The sequence below is a fragment of the Capsulimonas sp. genome (assembly GCF_039929585.1).
In the GTDB taxonomy this organism is placed as follows: domain Bacteria; phylum Armatimonadota; class Armatimonadia; order Armatimonadales; family Capsulimonadaceae; genus Capsulimonas.
The window spans coordinates 1-16,983 of sequence record NZ_JBDSQY010000176.1 but is presented as its reverse complement, the minus strand read 5'-3'; the positions used below and the strand labels follow the sequence as shown (position 1 = coordinate 16,983).

The following is a 16,983-nucleotide window of genomic DNA, read 5'->3' as shown; positions in this document are numbered from 1 at the left end:
GCCCCTACGCCGGCAGCGCCGCCACGGCGGCGTCGATGTCTTCGTGTGTGTTGTAGAAGTGCGGAGAGAAGCGCACAAGGCCCGCGCGGAGGCTGGCGGAGATACGCGCGGCTTTCAGGGCCTCCACCACTTCCTGGCCGGGACGGGTGGGGTGGTGGAACATGACGATTCCGGAGCGCGCGGCGTCATCGGTCGGGGAATCAAGGACGTATCCTCGATTCGCCACGGCTTCCGCAGCGTGCTTTGAGTTCGAAAGTACGCTCTCGGCGATATTCTCAATGCCCGCTTCTTCCAGCAGAGAGAGAGCCGCGTCCAGACCCACCAGGCCAAGACCGTTCGGGCTTCCCTCTTCGTAGCGCTGTGCGTTGGGCTTAGGCTCGAAGCGGGTTCCGTCGAAGTCCGTGACGTTGACGACGCTGACGGCGCCCATGTTGACCAGATGGATTCGGTCCAGCAGCGACGGCTTGATGTAAAGCCCCCCACAGCCATGCGGCCCCATCAGCCACTTGTGCGAACCGGTAGCGACGATGTCGATGTCCAGTTCCCCAGCGTTCAGCGGCAGCGCTCCCAGGCCTTGAATGGCGTCGACGATCAAGATCGCATCGTGCGCCTTCGCCAGTTTCACAAACTCGGCAAGGTTGGCGCGGTAACCAGTCGTGAACTGGACCCAGGAGAGAGCGATGACACGTGTGCGGCTGTCCATCGACGCGGAGAAGAGTTCCGGGGAGAGTGTCCCATCGGCGTTCGGCGCCACGAGCCGGGTTTCCACGCCGCGCCAGGCCTGCGCCATCCAGGGATACGTCACGGCGGGATATTCGCACGAAGCCATCACGACATTGTCGCCGGGTTCGAGGATCAGCCCGTCGGCGACAATCGAAAGAGCGTGTCCTGTGTTGCGGGTAAAGGCGAGATCCTGATCGGGCACGCCCATGAGAGCGGCCAAACGCTTGCGAGCGCCGATCCATGCGGGGAAAAACTTCTCCATAAAGCACGCTTCCGGATCGAGGCTGGAAAACGTGATGGCTTCCGTGACTGCGTCCACGACCCGGCGGGCGCTGGGCGAAACGGCGGCGTGATTGAGATAGATTCCGTTGGCGATGGAGTTTTGAAATTGGATGTTTCGGTAAAGTTCTAAGGCAAAGGAAACGGGCATATTGGGCCTTCCTGCGACTAAATGCTATGCCGCTTGCTATATTCCGTGGGGGGCGCGTATAATGGAAGTATACCTGTCAATGAAAGGAGTGTAATTATGAACTCTCTGGACGCAGAGCTGATTCGCAACATCCGCCGCGAGTTCGGCAAACGACCGGTTGACACCACGCGTCTCGATATCCAAGTCACCAATGGGCGAGTGTCTCTGGGAGGCATGCTGTGTCGTTTGCGCGATCAGCCCACGATCGCCCTGGAAGAAGAGCTGGCGAAGATCGAAAAAGTCTTCATGCGCCATCCCCTGGTGAAGTCCTACACCAGCGCCGTCCGTATCATGAAGGACGAAGACAATAAGGAACACGAGGATACTCGCGGACGCATTCGAAATCACTAAACTCGTCTGCGCGACGTTTACCCATTGATTCCCGCGACATAGAGCGTTTTCTCGTTATTGTACGTCACCTGACCGGGAGCGCTCTTGCGGGGCTTACGCACGTATTTCTTCAAAGTGTAGTCCACCGGAATCAGCGACGAGTGCTTGACCTCGCTGCGCGCCGCCACCAGCTCCGCTGCGTGGCGCAGCGCGGCGGGGGAGACGCTCGCCGGCCGGTTCTGTGAACGGATGACGCCGTGCGCCGACGTTGCGGCGCGCACGTGCAGCCAGATGTCCGAAGAGGTGGCGACCTTCGTCGTGAGGTAGTCGTTCGCCGTCGCGTTTTCCCCCACCAAAATCTCCCAGCCGTCCGCCGACCGATAGGTCTTGATCTTGTGTCCCTCGTAAGGGGGAGGCGCGTCTCGGCGATCGCCTTTATCCGCTCCCTGCCGGGATTCGCGCAGCGAGAAGCGCTCGCCGAGGCGTTCATGGATTGCCTCCACGGTCTCTTCCATCGTCGCTGTGTCAAGTTCCGTCTGCGCCAAGGCGATGGCGAGGATATCCGCAACAATCGTCCCCCGCCTCGATTCCAGCGCCTGGACACTGTCACGCGCCTTGCGCGCCTTTTTGTAATAGCGCTCCGCGTTTTCCCGTATGGACAGAGTCGGGTCCAGCGTGATCGTCCGCATGGCGTCCGACGTTTCCGAATAGTAGTCCGGCGAGGTGACCGACGTCTGGCCCTTCACGATCGCGTGCGCGCTCGCCTGAATGATATCGCCATTTTGCTGGTATTCGTCCGCGCGCTCCGCGTTCTTCAATCCCCGGTCAATGTCTTCCAGGTCTCGGTCACGCTGCTTGCGTATCTTTGTCAGCGCCGCCTGGAGCGTGCTGCGCGCCTGCGTAAGCGTATCAAGACGCTCGATCGACGACGAGGCGTGATCGATGGCGATGCTGATCGAGTCGCGGCGATGCTGGAAGCGCTCGGGCACGGTTTGCAGGAGAATAGGGTAGGCGCCCTGGGTGACGCCTCGATCGTCTGTCCAGATAATCGGCGCCCAGTCTCCCACCCGCAGCACGCTCAGCGCATCGTTGAGGCCGTACCAGAGCGATCGCTCGGTATATGGCGGCGTCGCGCGGGCGACGGCTTCACGGGCAAGAAACGGGCTGACGCCGCCGTAAGTCGCCACGAGCCAGTCTGCTCCGCTCGGCGCGTCGTACTCCGTCTCCGCGTCGCCTTCGTACGCCTCCAGTGGACTGCGTTTTCCCAGCTGCCGGGGCGGCTTGTGGTACTTGACGCCGGGCAGCACTTCGCGAAATCGGTTGATATCGCTCCCAATATGCTTGGCCGCGCCCAGGATCATGTGCGAGCCGTTCACTAAGATTAAATTACTGTGGCGCCCCATGATCTCGGCGATCAGCGTCATGGTCTCACCGTCGTAGGTCCGAAACTCCAGAACGAAGATCCGCTCGCCCAGTCCGCTCGGCATGTCGGCGGCGACCACGCGCGCGCCGTCCAGATACTTGCGCAGCAGCATGCAGAACACGGGAGGCTGAGGTGGGTTATCCCGGCGCAGCGACGTGAAGTGGATGCGTGCGTGATCGGGATCGCACGAGAGCAGCAGGTCGTGCTTCGCGCCCATATTGTAGATCCGTAATACGAGGTCCAGCGGCGACGGCTGCGAAATCCGCTCGATCCGTCCGCCGGTGACGGTTTTGGAGATTTCATCGGTCACGGCGGCTAACATCAGTGCATCGAAAATCATGGCTTCCCAACTTCGCCGGTCTTGGCTGTCCTTATTATACCCGGTGGGGTTTTGACATGCCCCGGATGGAACGGGTATGATCTTAGCCGGGAAACTCTATGTACTTGCTTTTTCTTCAGCTGGCCGTCGCCACGGCGTCGGCATTCGCCGGCGCGGCGCTGGGCGTCGGCATGGGGCGCGGTGGACGCGGCCGCTTGACAACCCTGGTTTACTGCGCCGCCGGCGTTCTGCTCGCCGTCACGCTGTTTGATATCCTGCCGGAAGCCAAGTCGGAGCTTTCCTGGCCCGCCTTTCTTATCGCCGCCGTGAGCGGCTACGGACTATTCTGGCTGATTTCGCACTATGTGGCCCATCTTTGCCCGGCGTGCTCCACGAGCATGCTGGACGAAGTCACGGCGGATCGCTGGAGCCGCTCTAGTATCCTCTTGATGGTGGCGCTCGCTATTCACTGCGCCATGGACGGCGTCGCCATCGCGGTGAGCGGCGAGGGGACACACGGCGCAAATCTCCCGGTGCTGATTGCCGTCTCGTTCCATAAAGTGCCGGAAGGGATGGCCCTGGCGCTGTATCTGCTGGGAGCGGGACATACGGCTCGGCGCGCGCTTTTATTTGCGATTCTGGTAGAGTCCACGACTCTGATTGGCGGGGTGCTGGGCGTCCAGCGCCTGATCGCCATTCCGGCGAGCTGGTTCGGGCTGCTGTTTGCGCATGTCGGCGGCGGGTTCTTGTTTTTGGTCGGCACGACGTTCCAGGATTTCGCGCACGGCTCCATCGCGGCGGCCCGGCGGCGGCCTTTGCTGCTCGGAAGCGGAATCGCCTTTTCGGTCACGGCCGCGCTCCTCTGGACCATCCACGTCCACGGTTTCTAAGCTCCTTCCTCTTTTTTCCTCAAATTCGTTCAAGCAAGCTTGACTCTCGTCGAATTTACAGGCTATACTCTCTCAAAGGTCGAATAGTATTTTTGGAGAGCTGCAAGCTATGAGAGACGTGAGTTCCGTCCTCCCCACAACTTTTGATAAGGATTGGTCTCTCGCCCGTCATCGCGCTTGGATTCAAGCGCGAGACCATGGGGACTGCTTGCGGCATCGGCATGCGCTCTACCACGTTCGCCTCCATCGGCACGTGCACGCGCTATGCCCACCAGTGTTTGAATGCTGACCCGCTTGACTGTCCCGCCTCCCGGCGGCTCTAGTCGAAGCGGGTTTTTTATTTTTGACCTTGTACGGATATCTTGTTTGTTGACGGCCCGGTGATCGGCGCGCGAAATGACGGAAAGGACTGGACTGTAGAGTTATGAGCCACGAAGTTCTTGTACTGAACAGTGACTACGAACCGCTGAATGTTTGTAACATACGGCGGGCGTTGCTGCTGCTTTATCTGGAGAAGGCCGATGTGCTGCATGTGCACGAAGGCGCGGACAGCCCGAAGCTGATGACGGGATTGGGCGATTCGTTTCCGGCCCCGTCCGTGCTCCGTCTGCGCTACCATGTCAAGCGGCCTCTGCCGGAACTGAAGCTGTCCCGCCGGTCGATCTTCGCCCGGGACAACTACACCTGCCAGTACTGCGGCGCCCAGTCCCGGGACTTGACCATCGACCACATCCTGCCCAAGCGTCACGGCGGCGGTATGCAGTGGGAGAACCTGGTCGCCTGCTGCCGACGCTGCAATACGCGCAAGGCGGACAAACTTCTTCAGCACTCGGGCATGAAGCTGGCGCGCCCGCCCAAGCGTCCGCGTTACGTGCCGTACATCAGTCTGACTAAGTACATCAATGGCACCAAAAACGACGTGTGGCGCGACTACCTGCCCGTCTTCGGCGACGTCGGCGGCGACCGGGTGTACGCAGCCACGGCGTAGGTTAAGATCGAGCAACCGCAGCAATATTGGCCGGCGGTTGAAACCGCGCCTCCAAGAACGCAAAAGTCCGCCTGCGCGGACTGCATAATCCTAACCGATGGGGTCTCACATGACCTAACATTAAGACGGTATAGGCAAGGATTATGTAACCCACGCCGGTGGGTTTCTGCGAACTTGGAGGCGCGGTTTTAACCGCCGGCCGATTGTGTTTTTATCACTCGCCCTGGCTATTGTCGACAATTCTCATTAGGGAGCTCTCACACCCGCGCCAGCCTAATCACCACGCGCGCCAATCTTTCCACCGTCTCCCGAACTTCCTCCTCCGTCGTCTCGCGTCCCAGCGTCAGCCTTAACGCCGCCCCGTGCTCCTCGGACGCCGTGCCGATCGCCGCGAGCACATGGCTTGGTTCAATACTCCCCGATGTACAGGCCGATCCCGAGGACGCCGCCACGCCAGCGAGGTCCAGACTGACGAGCAGCGATTCGGCGTCGAGATTGGGAAACGAGAAGTGGACGTTTCCTGGAAGACGCAGGGTGGGGTGGCCGTTCAAAATCACGCCGGGGATACGCTCCCGAATGAGCCCGATCAGCAGATCGCGAAGACGAGACATTCGGGCCGTCGTCTCGTCCCTCTCGCGCAGCATCCAGCGCACGGCTTCTCCGAAGCCGACGATGGCGGCGACATTTTCCGTTCCCGCCCGTCGCTCGCGTTCCTGGCCGCCGCCATGGATCAGTGGCTCGATCGAAATGCCGTCACGGACATAGAGGGCGCCGACGCCCTTCGGGCCGTAGATCTTATGGCTGGAGAGGGTAAGTAAGTCAACTCCCAGTTCGTGGACGTTCAGGGGATAAGCGCCGTATGTCTGTACGGCGTCCGAATGGAAATAGGCCGAATGATCGCGCAGGACAGCGCCGATTTTGGCGATGGGCTGCACCGTTCCAATCTCGTTGTTCGCATGCATGATCGAAACGAGCGTGGTGGCGGGCTTCAGCGCGGCGGCGACTTGCTCGGCGGTGACAAGTCCTTGCGCGTTGGGAGCCAGATATGTCGCCTCGAAGCCGAGTGTCTCTACAAATTGTGCGGTATGCAGCACGGCCTCGTGCTCGATCTGCGAGGTGATAAGATGCTCGCCCCGGCGGCGGTTGGCCAGCATGACGCCCACGAGAGCCGCGTTGTCCGCCTCCGTTCCGCCGCTGTTAAAGTTTATCTCCGAAAATTCGGCGCCGATAGACTCCGCGACGATCGCGCGAGCCTCGTCGAGTGCGCGTTTCGCCCGCTGGCCTTCGGAATGCAGACTGCTGGGGTTGCCGAAGCCGCCGCGCTCCAGGAACGGCTCCATGGCTGCTTTGACTTCCGTGCGGATGGGAGTGGTGGCCGCGTGATCGAGGTAAATTCGGGACTGCATGCGGGTATTGTACCCGGCAAACGAAAACGGCCTGTCCCGAAAGGGACAGGCCGTCGTGCGTGAAGTGAACTATTCAGCAGATGCAGGGGCGGCTGCGGCTGCAGCGCTGGCGGCGTCCGCCACAGCGGCGGCGCCGGCGTCAGCGTCGGCTTCAGCGGCCTGAGCGGTCTTGGAATAGTGCAGGGCTGCGATTGCGGTGTCGTCCGAAGTGGAGAACTCCAGCTTCGGGTTGTGCGGCAGGTCCGAGACGTGCAGAACATCGCCGAGCTTCATCTGGGAAACATCGACATCGAGCTGGACGGGCAGATCCTGCGGCTCGGCGTGGACGGTGATGGTTTCGAGCATCTGCTCCAGAAGCGCGCCCTGGGTCAGCACTTCGACGGGTTCGCCGATCAGCTGAACTGTGACCTGCGCGGTGATCTTCTCACCCTTTTTGATCTGGTGCAGGCCGATATGCTCGAAGCTGCGGCTGATTGGGTTTCGGACCAGGTTGTCGACAACGACGGTATGCGTCTTTGCATCACCTTCGATGGTCAGGTCGATAACCGTGTTCATGCCGGATTCCGAGAGCAAAATCTGTGAGATGGCCTTCGCCGGCACATCAATGTTGACGGGCTCAAGGCCTTTGCCGTAGATGACTCCGGGGACACGCCCCTGTCGGAGCCTCAGTTTTCGTTCGCCTTTGGACAAGCTGCCGCGCTTGGCTGCCGTAATATTCATAGAAATCTCCTTGATTCGCTGCATCATTATGCCCTATTTTGGAGACTCCTGAAACACGCCCTTGATCATCGGCAAAAATTTAGTTCTTCGTGCTTCGATTTGAGGCGCCTGTTCGGGAGGAGAAAGCGCGGCGATCCGGTCCAAAAGCGTCTCGTAAAGCGCCGTGATCGGATAATCGCCCTCGGGATGGGGGTAGCCGGATGTTCCTGATTTGACTTCAATAGAGCGCGCGGCCGTTTCATTATGCTGAAGCGCGTTGGCGTTATCGCCAACGGCCTGATAGGCGGCGGCGATCAAGCTTTCGAACACAAGTTCATAATAGAAGCTGCGCTGGCCCTGCAAATATTCGCTTTTGTGGGCGGTTACGTCAGACAGAGCTTCCAAGACATGGCGATAGAGTTTCGCCATATCTTCTTCCCGCTGCGGATCGGATTGGCCGCCCAGCAGCGCCTGCTGCTGGGGATTGCTTTGGCCGCCTTCTTTCGCATATTTTTCCAGCACGGCGGCGGCGCGCTCATAATCTTCCGTTGCGGACGCCTTGTCGCCGTGCTTCCGCGATTCGTCGGCGACGGCTGCGTTTGCGATCGCGAAGCGCGCTTCGGTGATGTCTCCCAGCGCCCGCACCTGACCGACTGGGCTTCGCTCAAGCTTCTGGATGATACGATACTGGTCCAGAGCAACATCCGGGGTGCTGATCGACGCCAGGTCCAGAAGCAGATCGAGTGAGGCCGGGTCCTGGCGCAATCCTTCCCGATAGGCGATAGCGGCGTCGGCGGTGCGGCCCGTCGCCTTATACAGATTGCCCAGACGGCGATAATTGAGATAACTCGGCTCCAGCGCAATGGCGTTCTTCAGCGTTGTCTCCGCGAGGCTTGCGTTATGCTGCCGAGTCAAAAAGACTTTGTACGCAAGATCGCTGAGATTGCGGCCGTCCCACGGCGCCCAGCTTTGGGCGGCGGCGTAGGCGGGTTCGGCGTCGCCGCCTTGCGCGACCAATTCTTTCGCCTGCGCGCTGTATGTCGCGCCAACGCCGTTGGTGAAGGTGAACAGAGCTACCAAAGCGGCGGCGACGCCGGCAAGCCCCAGCGATGCTCGCTTCTCGGGCTTTGCGGCGTCCATCAGCCCTGTCGCGCGCTGGGCCATTCCAGCGGCAAGACCCGCAATGATCCAGAAGGTCGATCCGATAAAGAAGACCGACCAGTCCGAGTCGATCAGGTTTTGCGTCATGGCCGCGATCAGGCCTGCAAGAAGGCCCGCGAGGAGCAGTCGGTCATCGCCGCGCTGCAGTCCGGCGGCGAGACGCGATGGCTCTTCGCTCTCAGCAATCGGGGCGGGACGCAGCAGAACGGTGACGACAGCGGCTATCAGCGAAACCAGCAGCGCCAGGAACAGCACGAGCGCGGGAATGCCGCACTCATCGGCGATTTGCAGATATCCATTGTGGGCGAGACGCGTGAACCCCGTCAAAGCATATCGGGGATAGTCGTAAACGTATGTGCCGACGCCGCTGCCAAAAATCGGATTGGCGAGCGCCATGTGCACCGAACCCTTCCAGGTCCAGATACGAAAGGCGCCGGAGTTGGCGTCGTTGTGCATCAGGCGCATCACAACAGGCTTGGCGACAACCGACAACACGAGAAGCGTCACTACAATGCCGGCAATCGTTCCCACGCGGCTGTTTGGACCGACAGGAGCGGGACTGGCGGCGTCCCGTTCTTTCTTTTGCCGATACGCGAAAAATGCGAACACTGCGAACGAGACAGCGAGCGAGACAATGGCGAAGCGTGAACCCGTGGTCAGCATCGTCGCCAGCTGAAGCACGGCGATCAAACCAAGCAGCACTGGGAGACGGTTCTCTGTCGGCGCGGAAAACATAAGAGCGACCGTCAGCGGCAGCGTCATCGCCATATACCCCGCCAAATAGTCGGGGGTCGAGGTTCCGAATACGCGCCACTGGCTTTCCCCGTCGCGCAGATGGATGGCGTATTCCTGGACGCCGATCGCCGCCGCGACCGCCGAACCGGCCAGCACCGCCAGCATCAGCACATACCGGCCGTCGCGGTGACGCGTGGCCAGAAACCACGCCGTGAGAAATAGGGCCAGGTCGGTCGCAATGGCGCTGCCGCCGCGCAGCATGGGCGCCAGGAAGGCTGTGGAGCTATGCTGATGCACGATGCGCGCGAGGATAGAGAACAGCACCCAAACGGCAAGTCCGACAGTCGCCCAGCGCGAGCGGCCCAGCGCGGCCGGCGTTCCAAGCGTGCTGGACTGCCGCCAGGAGGCGATAACGGCGAGCAGCCCCGCGATCATCGCGGCGGTTCCTAGAAACGATGACCAGATCGGCTCGTCCGGACGGGCGGCCAGCAGCGGCGCAAGAAATGCGACGAGCGAAAGCAATACGACGATGGCCTGTGTCATGATCCGCGCTCCTGCTGGATTTTGGCCTGACGCTTCTGGTTCGAGCGCCGGCGCGCAATGCGCACTGCCCCGCGCAGCCAGAGGCCGGAGTAAACCACGGCGCGTCGTCCCGGTCCGCCGTGGGGATGGTGCTTCAAGTCGTACTCATACCAGGAGCGGTGAAACTCCACGATCATCTTCTCTGCATTGTTGTCGCTTGAGCGGCCGATGATGTGAGACACCACGGCCTCTGGAGCGTATCGGACCTCAAATCCGTCTTCCCAGGTCCGCCGGCAGATGTCCACATCCTCGCAGTACATAAAGAACCGTTCGTCGAGCGCGCCGATCCGGTCGATCAATGTCCGGCGGATCAGCATGGCGCAGCCCGAGATCCAGTCCACAGTCTGATCTTTGTCGTGGCTAATATCCCACATCAGATATTCGGCGGCGTACTTGTTTTGCGGCGCGATCTTACCAAGCAGCGTATTTCGGAAAAAGCCCGCCATGAGCGAAGGGAAGCGCCGGCAGGAGAATTGAAGCGTGCCGTCTTCATTCAAAACTCGGGGGCCGATAATGCCGGCCTGCGGATGCGCGTCGGCGTACTCGACGAGTTGATCGATTGCGCCCTCATGCACGTAGGCGTCAGAGTTTAGCAAAAATACATAGTGGCTTTGCGACTGCGCGATCGCCTGGTTGTTCGCCTTGGAAAAGCCCGTGTTCTCGGTGTTTGCGATCAAACGCACTTCCGGAAACTCACTGCGGACCATGTCTGCGGAGCCGTCGGCGCTGTCGTTATCCACCACCCACACTTCGTAATCTACTTTTGGCCTGGGATCGGAAAAGAGCGACTGGAGGCAGACACGCAGATCTTTCTGAGCGTTCCAGTTGACGATAATGACGGCGATATCTGTCATGTTGTTGCGGTCGGCGCTTCGTCTTGCTCCGACATAACCCTTTTCAATATTCGTTTTTCATTCCATCGAACGGCAAATGTGATGGCGTTGTAGAGCAGCGCCGGCGTTTTGCTTCGGTAGTGCTTCTCGTAGAAGCGCAGCAGCGATTGGTGCGACTCACGAATCATACGCGGTTTGGCCTGCCGCGTGCTCCCGCCGCCGTAATGCGTGAGCGTCGCCGGCGTGTAGTAGATCTTCCAGCCATGCTCGCGCTTCGCCCGGTAACACCAGTCTACCTCATTGAAGAAGATCGGGAACTGTTCGTCCATCACGCCAACTTGATCCAGCGTCTTGCGCGGGATCAGCAAAAACGTCCCCATGGGCTGGTCGGCCTCACCGGGCTTGTCGTAATCGTAGTACGTCATGCGATAAGCGCCGAAGATTTTGCTTTTGGGAAACAGCTTGGAAAATTTCAAATATTCCCAGAGCACGGGGAGGGGATCGGGAAAGCTGCGCAGAGACGACTGAGTCGTCCCATCGGTGGACAGCAGGCGGCAGCCGACTGCGCCGGCGTCGGGATGCTCGCGCAGAAAAGTCAGCGTTTGTGTGAGCGTGTGAGGATGAAGAACGACATCGGGGTTCAGCAGCAGGACGGCGTCGCCGGTCGCGGCGCGCAGCGCCTGATTGTTGCCGCCCGCATAACCGTTGTTTTCGGAGTTGGCGATCAGCTTGACTTCGGGGAAGTTGGACCGGACCATGTCGGCCGATCCGTCGGAGCTTGCATTGTCAACGACGATGATCTCCAGATCCGCGCCGTCCGGCGGAAACTCCCGCAGAGACTGGAGACAGTCCTTCAGATAATGGCAGGTATTCCAGTTGACGATGCAGACGGACAGAAGCACCAGGGACTCCACGGTCTCTCAGAGACGTCAAGACGCCGCGCCGCTTGGGATCAAGGCGGCGGGCGTCTCCATAGTGGAATATTCGTTTAGGAATCAGGAATTTCCTGCGTGGATAAAGCTTGTTCGCTAAACCGCCGGATGCCGGGCGATCAGCTCTTCTTCGGCCAGCTCGCGCCGCAACTCGGCTTCGGCGGGCGTTTCGCCGAGCCACTGGGCGTTCGTCTCATCCACACCGGAGGTCTCCGTGAGCACTTGAGCGGGAACGATGGGAACCCCGGCCTCGGTCTCGGTCACAAATCGCGACACGGGCGTCGGCGCAATGGGAGCTTCGTGGATCGGTTCGGCAATGATGTTGGGATCGGCGGCGACAAAGGTATTCGCCACAGGAGGCATCGTTGGCGACACGATGGTGGTGGGAGACGTATCGGCCATGTACTGCTGAAGCGCCGCGTCGTTGCCCCACTCCTGGCTGACGGCTTCGCCGGCGGCGTTGACGTTGATGTCGATCCCGACCGCGTTGTATTTCTCCAGAAGACGTTTGATGTTGTCGTAGTCTGAGGGATCGATCTTAGCCGCGATCAGGTAGTCGCCTTCAATCACTCGGTCGCCATATCGCACGGCGGCGTGCTCGGCCATGCCCATATCGCGCAGGTATCCAACGACGCCGCCTGCGACGGCTCCGGCGGCGGTAGTGGCGACAGTCGCGCCGAAGGCGGCGGCGAGCGCGCCGCCGGCGAGCACAAGACCGAAGCCGGGGATGGTGACGGCGGCGGCGGCGGCGAGGAGGCCGGCGACCATTCCGACGCCCGTGCCGACGGCGGCGCCTGCTTTGGCGTCCTCAGCAGTGGTGGTGGTGATGCCCATCTTGCCGACGGCGTCCACGTTCTCAGCGGTATCCACGGAGCTCGTGGGAGTGAGTGTGTCCGCTATGGACGCCGCCGGAAGAGAGCCGGGGCGGGAGATATAAGCAGCTTCCGCCTCGCCGTTCGCAATCGAAGCGGTATCCGACACACGCGTAAAGTCTTGACGGACATGAGCGGCTTCATCCTGCTCTGCGGCGCGCCGCGTAATCACGCCGACGTTTTCGCTGGACAGGCCATGATCGATCAGCGCGCCGATCGCCCGCTCTGCGTCCGAGACCGTCTGAAAGAGTGCGTAAACTGTTTCCACCGCCATGTGAGTATCCTCCGTGTTGTAACGACATGAAAGAGGTACCCGCTTGCCTGTTGCCCTAAACATTACGCACCCATAGTGAGTTAACCCTGGGAGAACGGCAGCGCGCCGCCGAACGTGTGCCAGATCAACAGAACGTTGAGCGCGATGATGATCGTGACACAAACCGTGGCGATGAAGTTCGTGAACGGCTTGTTTGCATGCTCTCGCATCAGGTCTTTGCGCCGTGTGAACATCAGCAGCGGGATCACGACGAACGGCAGCGCCAGGGACAGACAGACCTGGGAAATGACCAGAATTTGCGTGTCGCCCCATCCGGTGCGCGGCATCAGATAAATGACGATCAGTGCGGGAACCATCGTCAAACCACGCCGCAGCATGACGGAGAACTCGCGGCGCAGGAAGCCTTCCATGACCATCTGTCCGGCGAGTGTGCCAGTGACCGAGGAGGAGATACCGGCGGCGAGCAGCGCGATCCCGAATACGGTCGGCGCGGCGGCGCCGAGCAAGGGTTTGAGCGTCGCGTGCGCCTGCTCCAGACTGGTCACTTCAATGTGATGACGAAAGAAGGTTGCTGCGGCCAGAATGATCATTGCGGAGTTGATGAGCCAGGCGATATTGAGCGCCAGAAGACTGTCCAGCACCGAGAAGCGAACGATCTTGCGTGTATGAACGTCCGCTTGGCCGGGAGTATCGACATTGTTCTCCATGCCGACGCGTGTCTTGATGACGCCGGAGTGCAGAAAGAGGTTGTGCGGCATGACGGTCGCGCCCAACATGCCGATGGCCACCACGATCGAGGCGTCGGAGCCCAGGGCGAAGCTCGGCTTGGCGGGCAGTGTGGGGACAAACACTCCGTGCAGCACCTGCGCCCAGTGGATCAACGTTCCCGCAGTCGAGATCTCGATCGCGTAACAGACGCCGACGACCGCCACCATGGCGACAACCATCCCTTCAAAGGCTCGGAACCCATACCGATAGATCGCCAGAACGAGAAACACGATCACGCCGGTAATCAGCGCTGCGGGAAACAGAGGGATGTGGAAAAGGATCTTGAATCCGAGGGCGGCGCCGAGAAACTCCGCCATGTCCGTGGCCAGCATTGCGATCTCCACCACGATCCAGAGCGAGATGGCGGCCGGAGTGGAAAATTGATCGCGGCAGTTTTCGGCCAGTGTCCGCCCGGTGACAATCCCAAGTTTCGCGGCCAGCATTTGGAGGATCAGCGCCATGACGTTCGAAAGCAGCAGCACCCAGAGCAGGGCGTAGCCGAATGTCGCGCCGCCGGCGATGTTGGTTCCCCAGTTACCCGGGTCCATGTATCCGACGCTGACCAAAAACGCCGGCCCGAGATAGGGGGCGAAGGCTCGCAGTCGGTTCCAGATTGTTTGAGGGCGCTCGGGCGCCAATGCGATGTCTTGTTGCACGTCGTTTCTGTTCCTTAGCCGTGATTCGCCGGGGCCTGGTCCGCCGTCAGCGGCGTCACAAAGACGCTCGCGGAAATCGGTTCATGGACGAGATGAGGCGTACCGGCGACGAGAATCGTCAGAGAGTTGTCCGAATGCCGATCGGAAACGAAAATTTGTGTGTGCAGCCCCATTTGACGCTGCGTCAGATCGCGCAGGACCGCCGGGTCGGTATCGCGAACGCGTTCGATCCGCACCCAGTCGCCCGCCGCGCACTCGCCCAGTGTTTGCAGCCGCTCGTCCACCAGCACGCCGTCGGCGCGCGGAATGGGGTCGCCATGCGGGCATGTCTCCGGGTATCCCAGCAGTTCGTCGATGCGCGCCTCGAACTCCTCGGAGATCGCATGCTCCAGCTTTTCAGCCTCGGCGTCTACTTGATCCCATGCGTACCCCATCGCCTGATGCAGATACTGCTCGATCAACCGATGGTGCCGGATCACTTCCAGCGCGATTCGCCGTCCGGCGTCCGTGAGATTTGCCCCATGGTAGGGTACATAGGAAATCAAGCGCATCCCATCGAGCTGCTTGAGCATCTTCGTAGCGGCAGCGGCCGAAATCCCAAGCTTTTCGGCCAAAGCCGACGTCGTGACCGGAGCCGTGACGGATTGAAGCTTGTAGATCGCCTTGAGGTAATCTTCCACCGCTTGACTCGTCGCGCGGCCACTATCGAATTTAACCATGGTTAAATCTTACCCGCGTTCCTAAAGAATGTCAACCGGTATTGGCGGCAATTAGATCGGCAATCAGAACCGAACAGCTGCGCCCGTCCCAATAAAGAAATCATCCGAGGGGCCGTTCAACCCAGAACCAACCCGTACATCCAGCTGAGCATTATCGTTGAGCAGATACGTCATCCCGGTATTGAGATAATATGTCGCGGGCTGGTCTCGAAACGGATGGAAACTGTAATATTCGAAGAAGCTGCCGACACGATCCGTCAGTGCATAGCCGAGCGAGGCGCTTGGAGAAAACTCGCCATAACGATCGTCGCCATCGTTCACATAGGAGTAATTCGCGTTGACGCCCAGGTCGATGCGTGGAGAGAGTGCATATCCAAGACACAATTTGACGGTTGGCTGAAAATGACTTCCGCGTTCGTCCTCCGTGCCGGTCGGGAGAGTTGTGAGGGCGATCAAGCTCACCGCCGGGCGCCGCAGTCCGACGCCCTCTGCGCCTTTGCGCAGAACGATCTTCACCCCCAAGCTGGCGTTCTCCAGCCCGTAATTCGATCCGTTCTCTCCATGCCCCACATCGAAGGAGTTGAGACCGATCCGAAGCTCCGATTTGCTGCCGATGGCAGTGCGGATCAGTAGCTCCCCCAAAGACTGTGCGTTATTGTGACGGTCAGACTGCGTAAAGGTGTAGCCGCCCTCGATTTGGGTCATGCCCGGCGGGACCGTCTCCACGCTTTCCGTGTAGTCGGGACGATCGGTGATGATTGGCTCCTGCGCCAGTGCGCTGGGAAGTGAAGTCACTCCCAGGGCGATTGTCATCGCAAGCAAAGAAAGCCACTGTGAGCGCTTTCGGGGACGATTGTTATCAAATTTAACCATGGTTAAATCTTACCTGCGTTCGCGGTGGTTGTCAATGCGGAGGCCCTCACCCAATTCTGGGAGAGGGGAGTCAGAGAAGATTAAGCCTTTAGCTTGGAATATCTGATCTGAAAACTCAAAAACTCTGGCTCCCCTTCTCCTAGAATTGGGAGAAGGGGCTGGGGGATGAGGGCTGTTCAGGCAAATAAAAAAGGAGCAGGCCAAATGGCCTGCTCCTTTTTGGGGAGAGTGTCTAGCGCTGATCGATCGGAACGACCGTCAGGTCGCGCGGTCCGATGTAGATGGCGCGGGGGCGGATCAGGCGGTTGTTGCCGTACTGCTCCAGGATGTGCGCGGTCCATCCGGCGATGCGGGAGACGGCGAAGACGGGGGTGAACAGGTCGGTCGGGATGCCGAGGACATGGTAAACGGAGGCGGAGTAGAAGTCCACGTTCGCCTTAAGCGTCGTCTTGCCCTTGGCGATCAGCGCGGCGTCGGCGGCCTGCTGGACCTTCTCGCTCATCTCGTACCACTTGGTGTCGCCGGTGGCTTCCGCCAGCTCCTTGGACATCTCGCGCAGGGACACGGCGCGGGGGTCCAGGGCGCGGTAAACACGATGTCCGATGCCGGGGATTTTCTTGCCGTCGGCGAGCATTCCGGAGACGATCTCTTCCGCCTTGTCGGGCGTGCCGATCTTCTCCAGCAGGTGCATGACGTTGATGTTGGCGCCGCCGTGCAGCGGACCGGCGAGCGTACCGACCGCGCTGGTGACGCCGCTGTAGAGGTCCGTCAGGGTGGCCACGGTGACGCGCGCCGCGAAGGTGGAGGCGTTCAGCTCATGGTCGGCGTGCAGGACAAGCGCGACGTCCAGCGCCTTGGTGGCGGTCGCGTTCGGCTCGACGCCGCTCAGCAGGTACAGGAAGTTGCCGGCGGTTCCCAAACCCGCTTTCGGCTCCAGAGGCTCCTCGCCTTTGCGCAGGCGGTCCAGCGCGGCGACGATCGTTCCTAGCTGCGCGGTGACACGGATCGCTTTGCGGCGGTTCGCTTCGATGCTTTCGTCGCCATGGTCCGGATCGTAGAAGCCCAGAAGCGAAACGGCGGTGCGCAGGGCGTCCATCGGCGTTGCGGTCTTAGGGAATCCCTTGATCAGCTCAAGCGCTTCGGCGGGAATGGCCCGGTTGGCGTCGAGCTGTGCGTTGAGTTCGGTCAGTTCTTCGCGGTTCGGCAGTTTGCCGTTCCACAATAAATAAACGACCTCCTCGAAGGTCGTATTCTGTGCGAGATCGTGGATATCATATCCGGAATAGATCAGCTTGCCATCTTTGCCATTGACATCGCAAATGGCGGATTTC

At 60.4% G+C, this 16,983-nt stretch carries 15 protein-coding genes; 3 read left to right on the top strand and 12 right to left on the bottom strand.

What is annotated here, in order from left to right; all coding sequences use genetic code 11:
• Positions 1-4: 4 nt before the first annotated feature.
• On the bottom strand, positions 5-1,153 hold the full coding sequence (locus ABIZ35_RS12655) for an aminotransferase class V-fold PLP-dependent enzyme (RefSeq protein WP_348220271.1): 1,149 nt from the start codon (positions 1,151-1,153) through the stop codon (positions 5-7).
• A 96-nt stretch (positions 1,154-1,249) separates the two neighbouring features.
• Here ABIZ35_RS12655 and ABIZ35_RS12650 point away from each other — a divergent pair, with 96 nt between their 5' ends.
• Positions 1,250-1,543: a hypothetical protein gene (locus ABIZ35_RS12650; protein WP_348220270.1), complete on the top strand. Its 294-nt coding sequence runs from the start codon at positions 1,250-1,252 to the stop codon at positions 1,541-1,543.
• Positions 1,544-1,560: 17 nt separating this feature from the next.
• Here the strand turns inward: ABIZ35_RS12650 and ABIZ35_RS12645 are convergent, their stop codons facing one another.
• The gene (locus ABIZ35_RS12645; RefSeq protein WP_348220269.1) at positions 1,561-3,285 is read right to left on the bottom strand and encodes an NFACT RNA binding domain-containing protein; all 1,725 of its coding nucleotides are present in this window, start codon (positions 3,283-3,285) and stop codon (positions 1,561-1,563) included.
• A 98-nt stretch (positions 3,286-3,383) separates the two neighbouring features.
• Between ABIZ35_RS12645 and ABIZ35_RS12640 the strand changes: the two genes are divergently transcribed.
• Entirely contained in the window at positions 3,384-4,154 is a 771-nt protein-coding gene (locus ABIZ35_RS12640) for a ZIP family metal transporter (RefSeq protein WP_348220268.1), read from the top strand.
• A 424-nt stretch (positions 4,155-4,578) separates the two neighbouring features.
• Complete coding sequence (locus ABIZ35_RS12635; RefSeq protein ID WP_348220267.1) at positions 4,579-5,142, top strand: HNH endonuclease; 564 nt, start codon at positions 4,579-4,581, stop codon at positions 5,140-5,142.
• Positions 5,143-5,399: 257 nt separating this feature from the next.
• Here ABIZ35_RS12635 and ABIZ35_RS12630 read toward each other — a convergent pair whose 3' ends face one another.
• From ABIZ35_RS12630 to ABIZ35_RS12585, 10 genes are all read right to left on the bottom strand, one after another.
• Positions 5,400-6,548, bottom strand: a complete 1,149-nt coding sequence (locus tag ABIZ35_RS12630) for a cysteine desulfurase family protein (RefSeq protein WP_348220266.1) — start codon at positions 6,546-6,548, stop codon at positions 5,400-5,402.
• Positions 6,549-6,617: 69 nt separating this feature from the next.
• Positions 6,618-7,268, bottom strand: coding sequence for a 50S ribosomal protein L25 (locus ABIZ35_RS12625; protein WP_348220265.1), 651 nt, complete (start codon positions 7,266-7,268; stop codon positions 6,618-6,620).
• Between the two features lie 33 nt (positions 7,269-7,301).
• Entirely contained in the window at positions 7,302-9,686 is a 2,385-nt protein-coding gene (locus ABIZ35_RS12620) for an O-antigen ligase family protein (protein WP_348220264.1), read from the bottom strand.
• Positions 9,683-10,579, bottom strand: a complete 897-nt coding sequence (locus ABIZ35_RS12615; protein WP_348220263.1) for a glycosyltransferase family 2 protein — start codon at positions 10,577-10,579, stop codon at positions 9,683-9,685. The genes ABIZ35_RS12620 and ABIZ35_RS12615 overlap by 4 nt, the downstream gene beginning before the upstream one ends.
• Entirely contained in the window at positions 10,576-11,472 is an 897-nt protein-coding gene (locus tag ABIZ35_RS12610) for a glycosyltransferase family 2 protein (protein ID WP_348220262.1), read from the bottom strand. Before ABIZ35_RS12610 ends, ABIZ35_RS12615 begins: the two co-directional genes overlap by 4 nt.
• A gap of 114 nt (positions 11,473-11,586) precedes the next feature.
• Positions 11,587-12,636 carry a hypothetical protein gene (locus ABIZ35_RS12605; protein WP_348220261.1) on the bottom strand — a complete coding sequence of 350 codons (1,050 nt, stop codon included), beginning with the start codon at positions 12,634-12,636 and terminating at the stop codon, positions 11,587-11,589.
• Between the two features lie 80 nt (positions 12,637-12,716).
• The gene (locus ABIZ35_RS12600) at positions 12,717-14,060 is read right to left on the bottom strand and encodes an Nramp family divalent metal transporter (RefSeq protein WP_348220260.1); all 1,344 of its coding nucleotides are present in this window, start codon (positions 14,058-14,060) and stop codon (positions 12,717-12,719) included.
• Between the two features lie 14 nt (positions 14,061-14,074).
• The gene (locus ABIZ35_RS12595; RefSeq protein WP_348220259.1) at positions 14,075-14,779 is read right to left on the bottom strand and encodes a metal-dependent transcriptional regulator; all 705 of its coding nucleotides are present in this window, start codon (positions 14,777-14,779) and stop codon (positions 14,075-14,077) included.
• Positions 14,780-14,842: 63 nt separating this feature from the next.
• Positions 14,843-15,652, bottom strand: a complete 810-nt coding sequence (locus ABIZ35_RS12590; RefSeq protein ID WP_348220258.1) for a transporter — start codon at positions 15,650-15,652, stop codon at positions 14,843-14,845.
• Positions 15,653-15,884: 232 nt separating this feature from the next.
• On the bottom strand, positions 15,885-16,983 hold a 1,099-nt coding region (locus tag ABIZ35_RS12585; RefSeq protein WP_348220257.1), incomplete at its 5' end, for a citrate/2-methylcitrate synthase.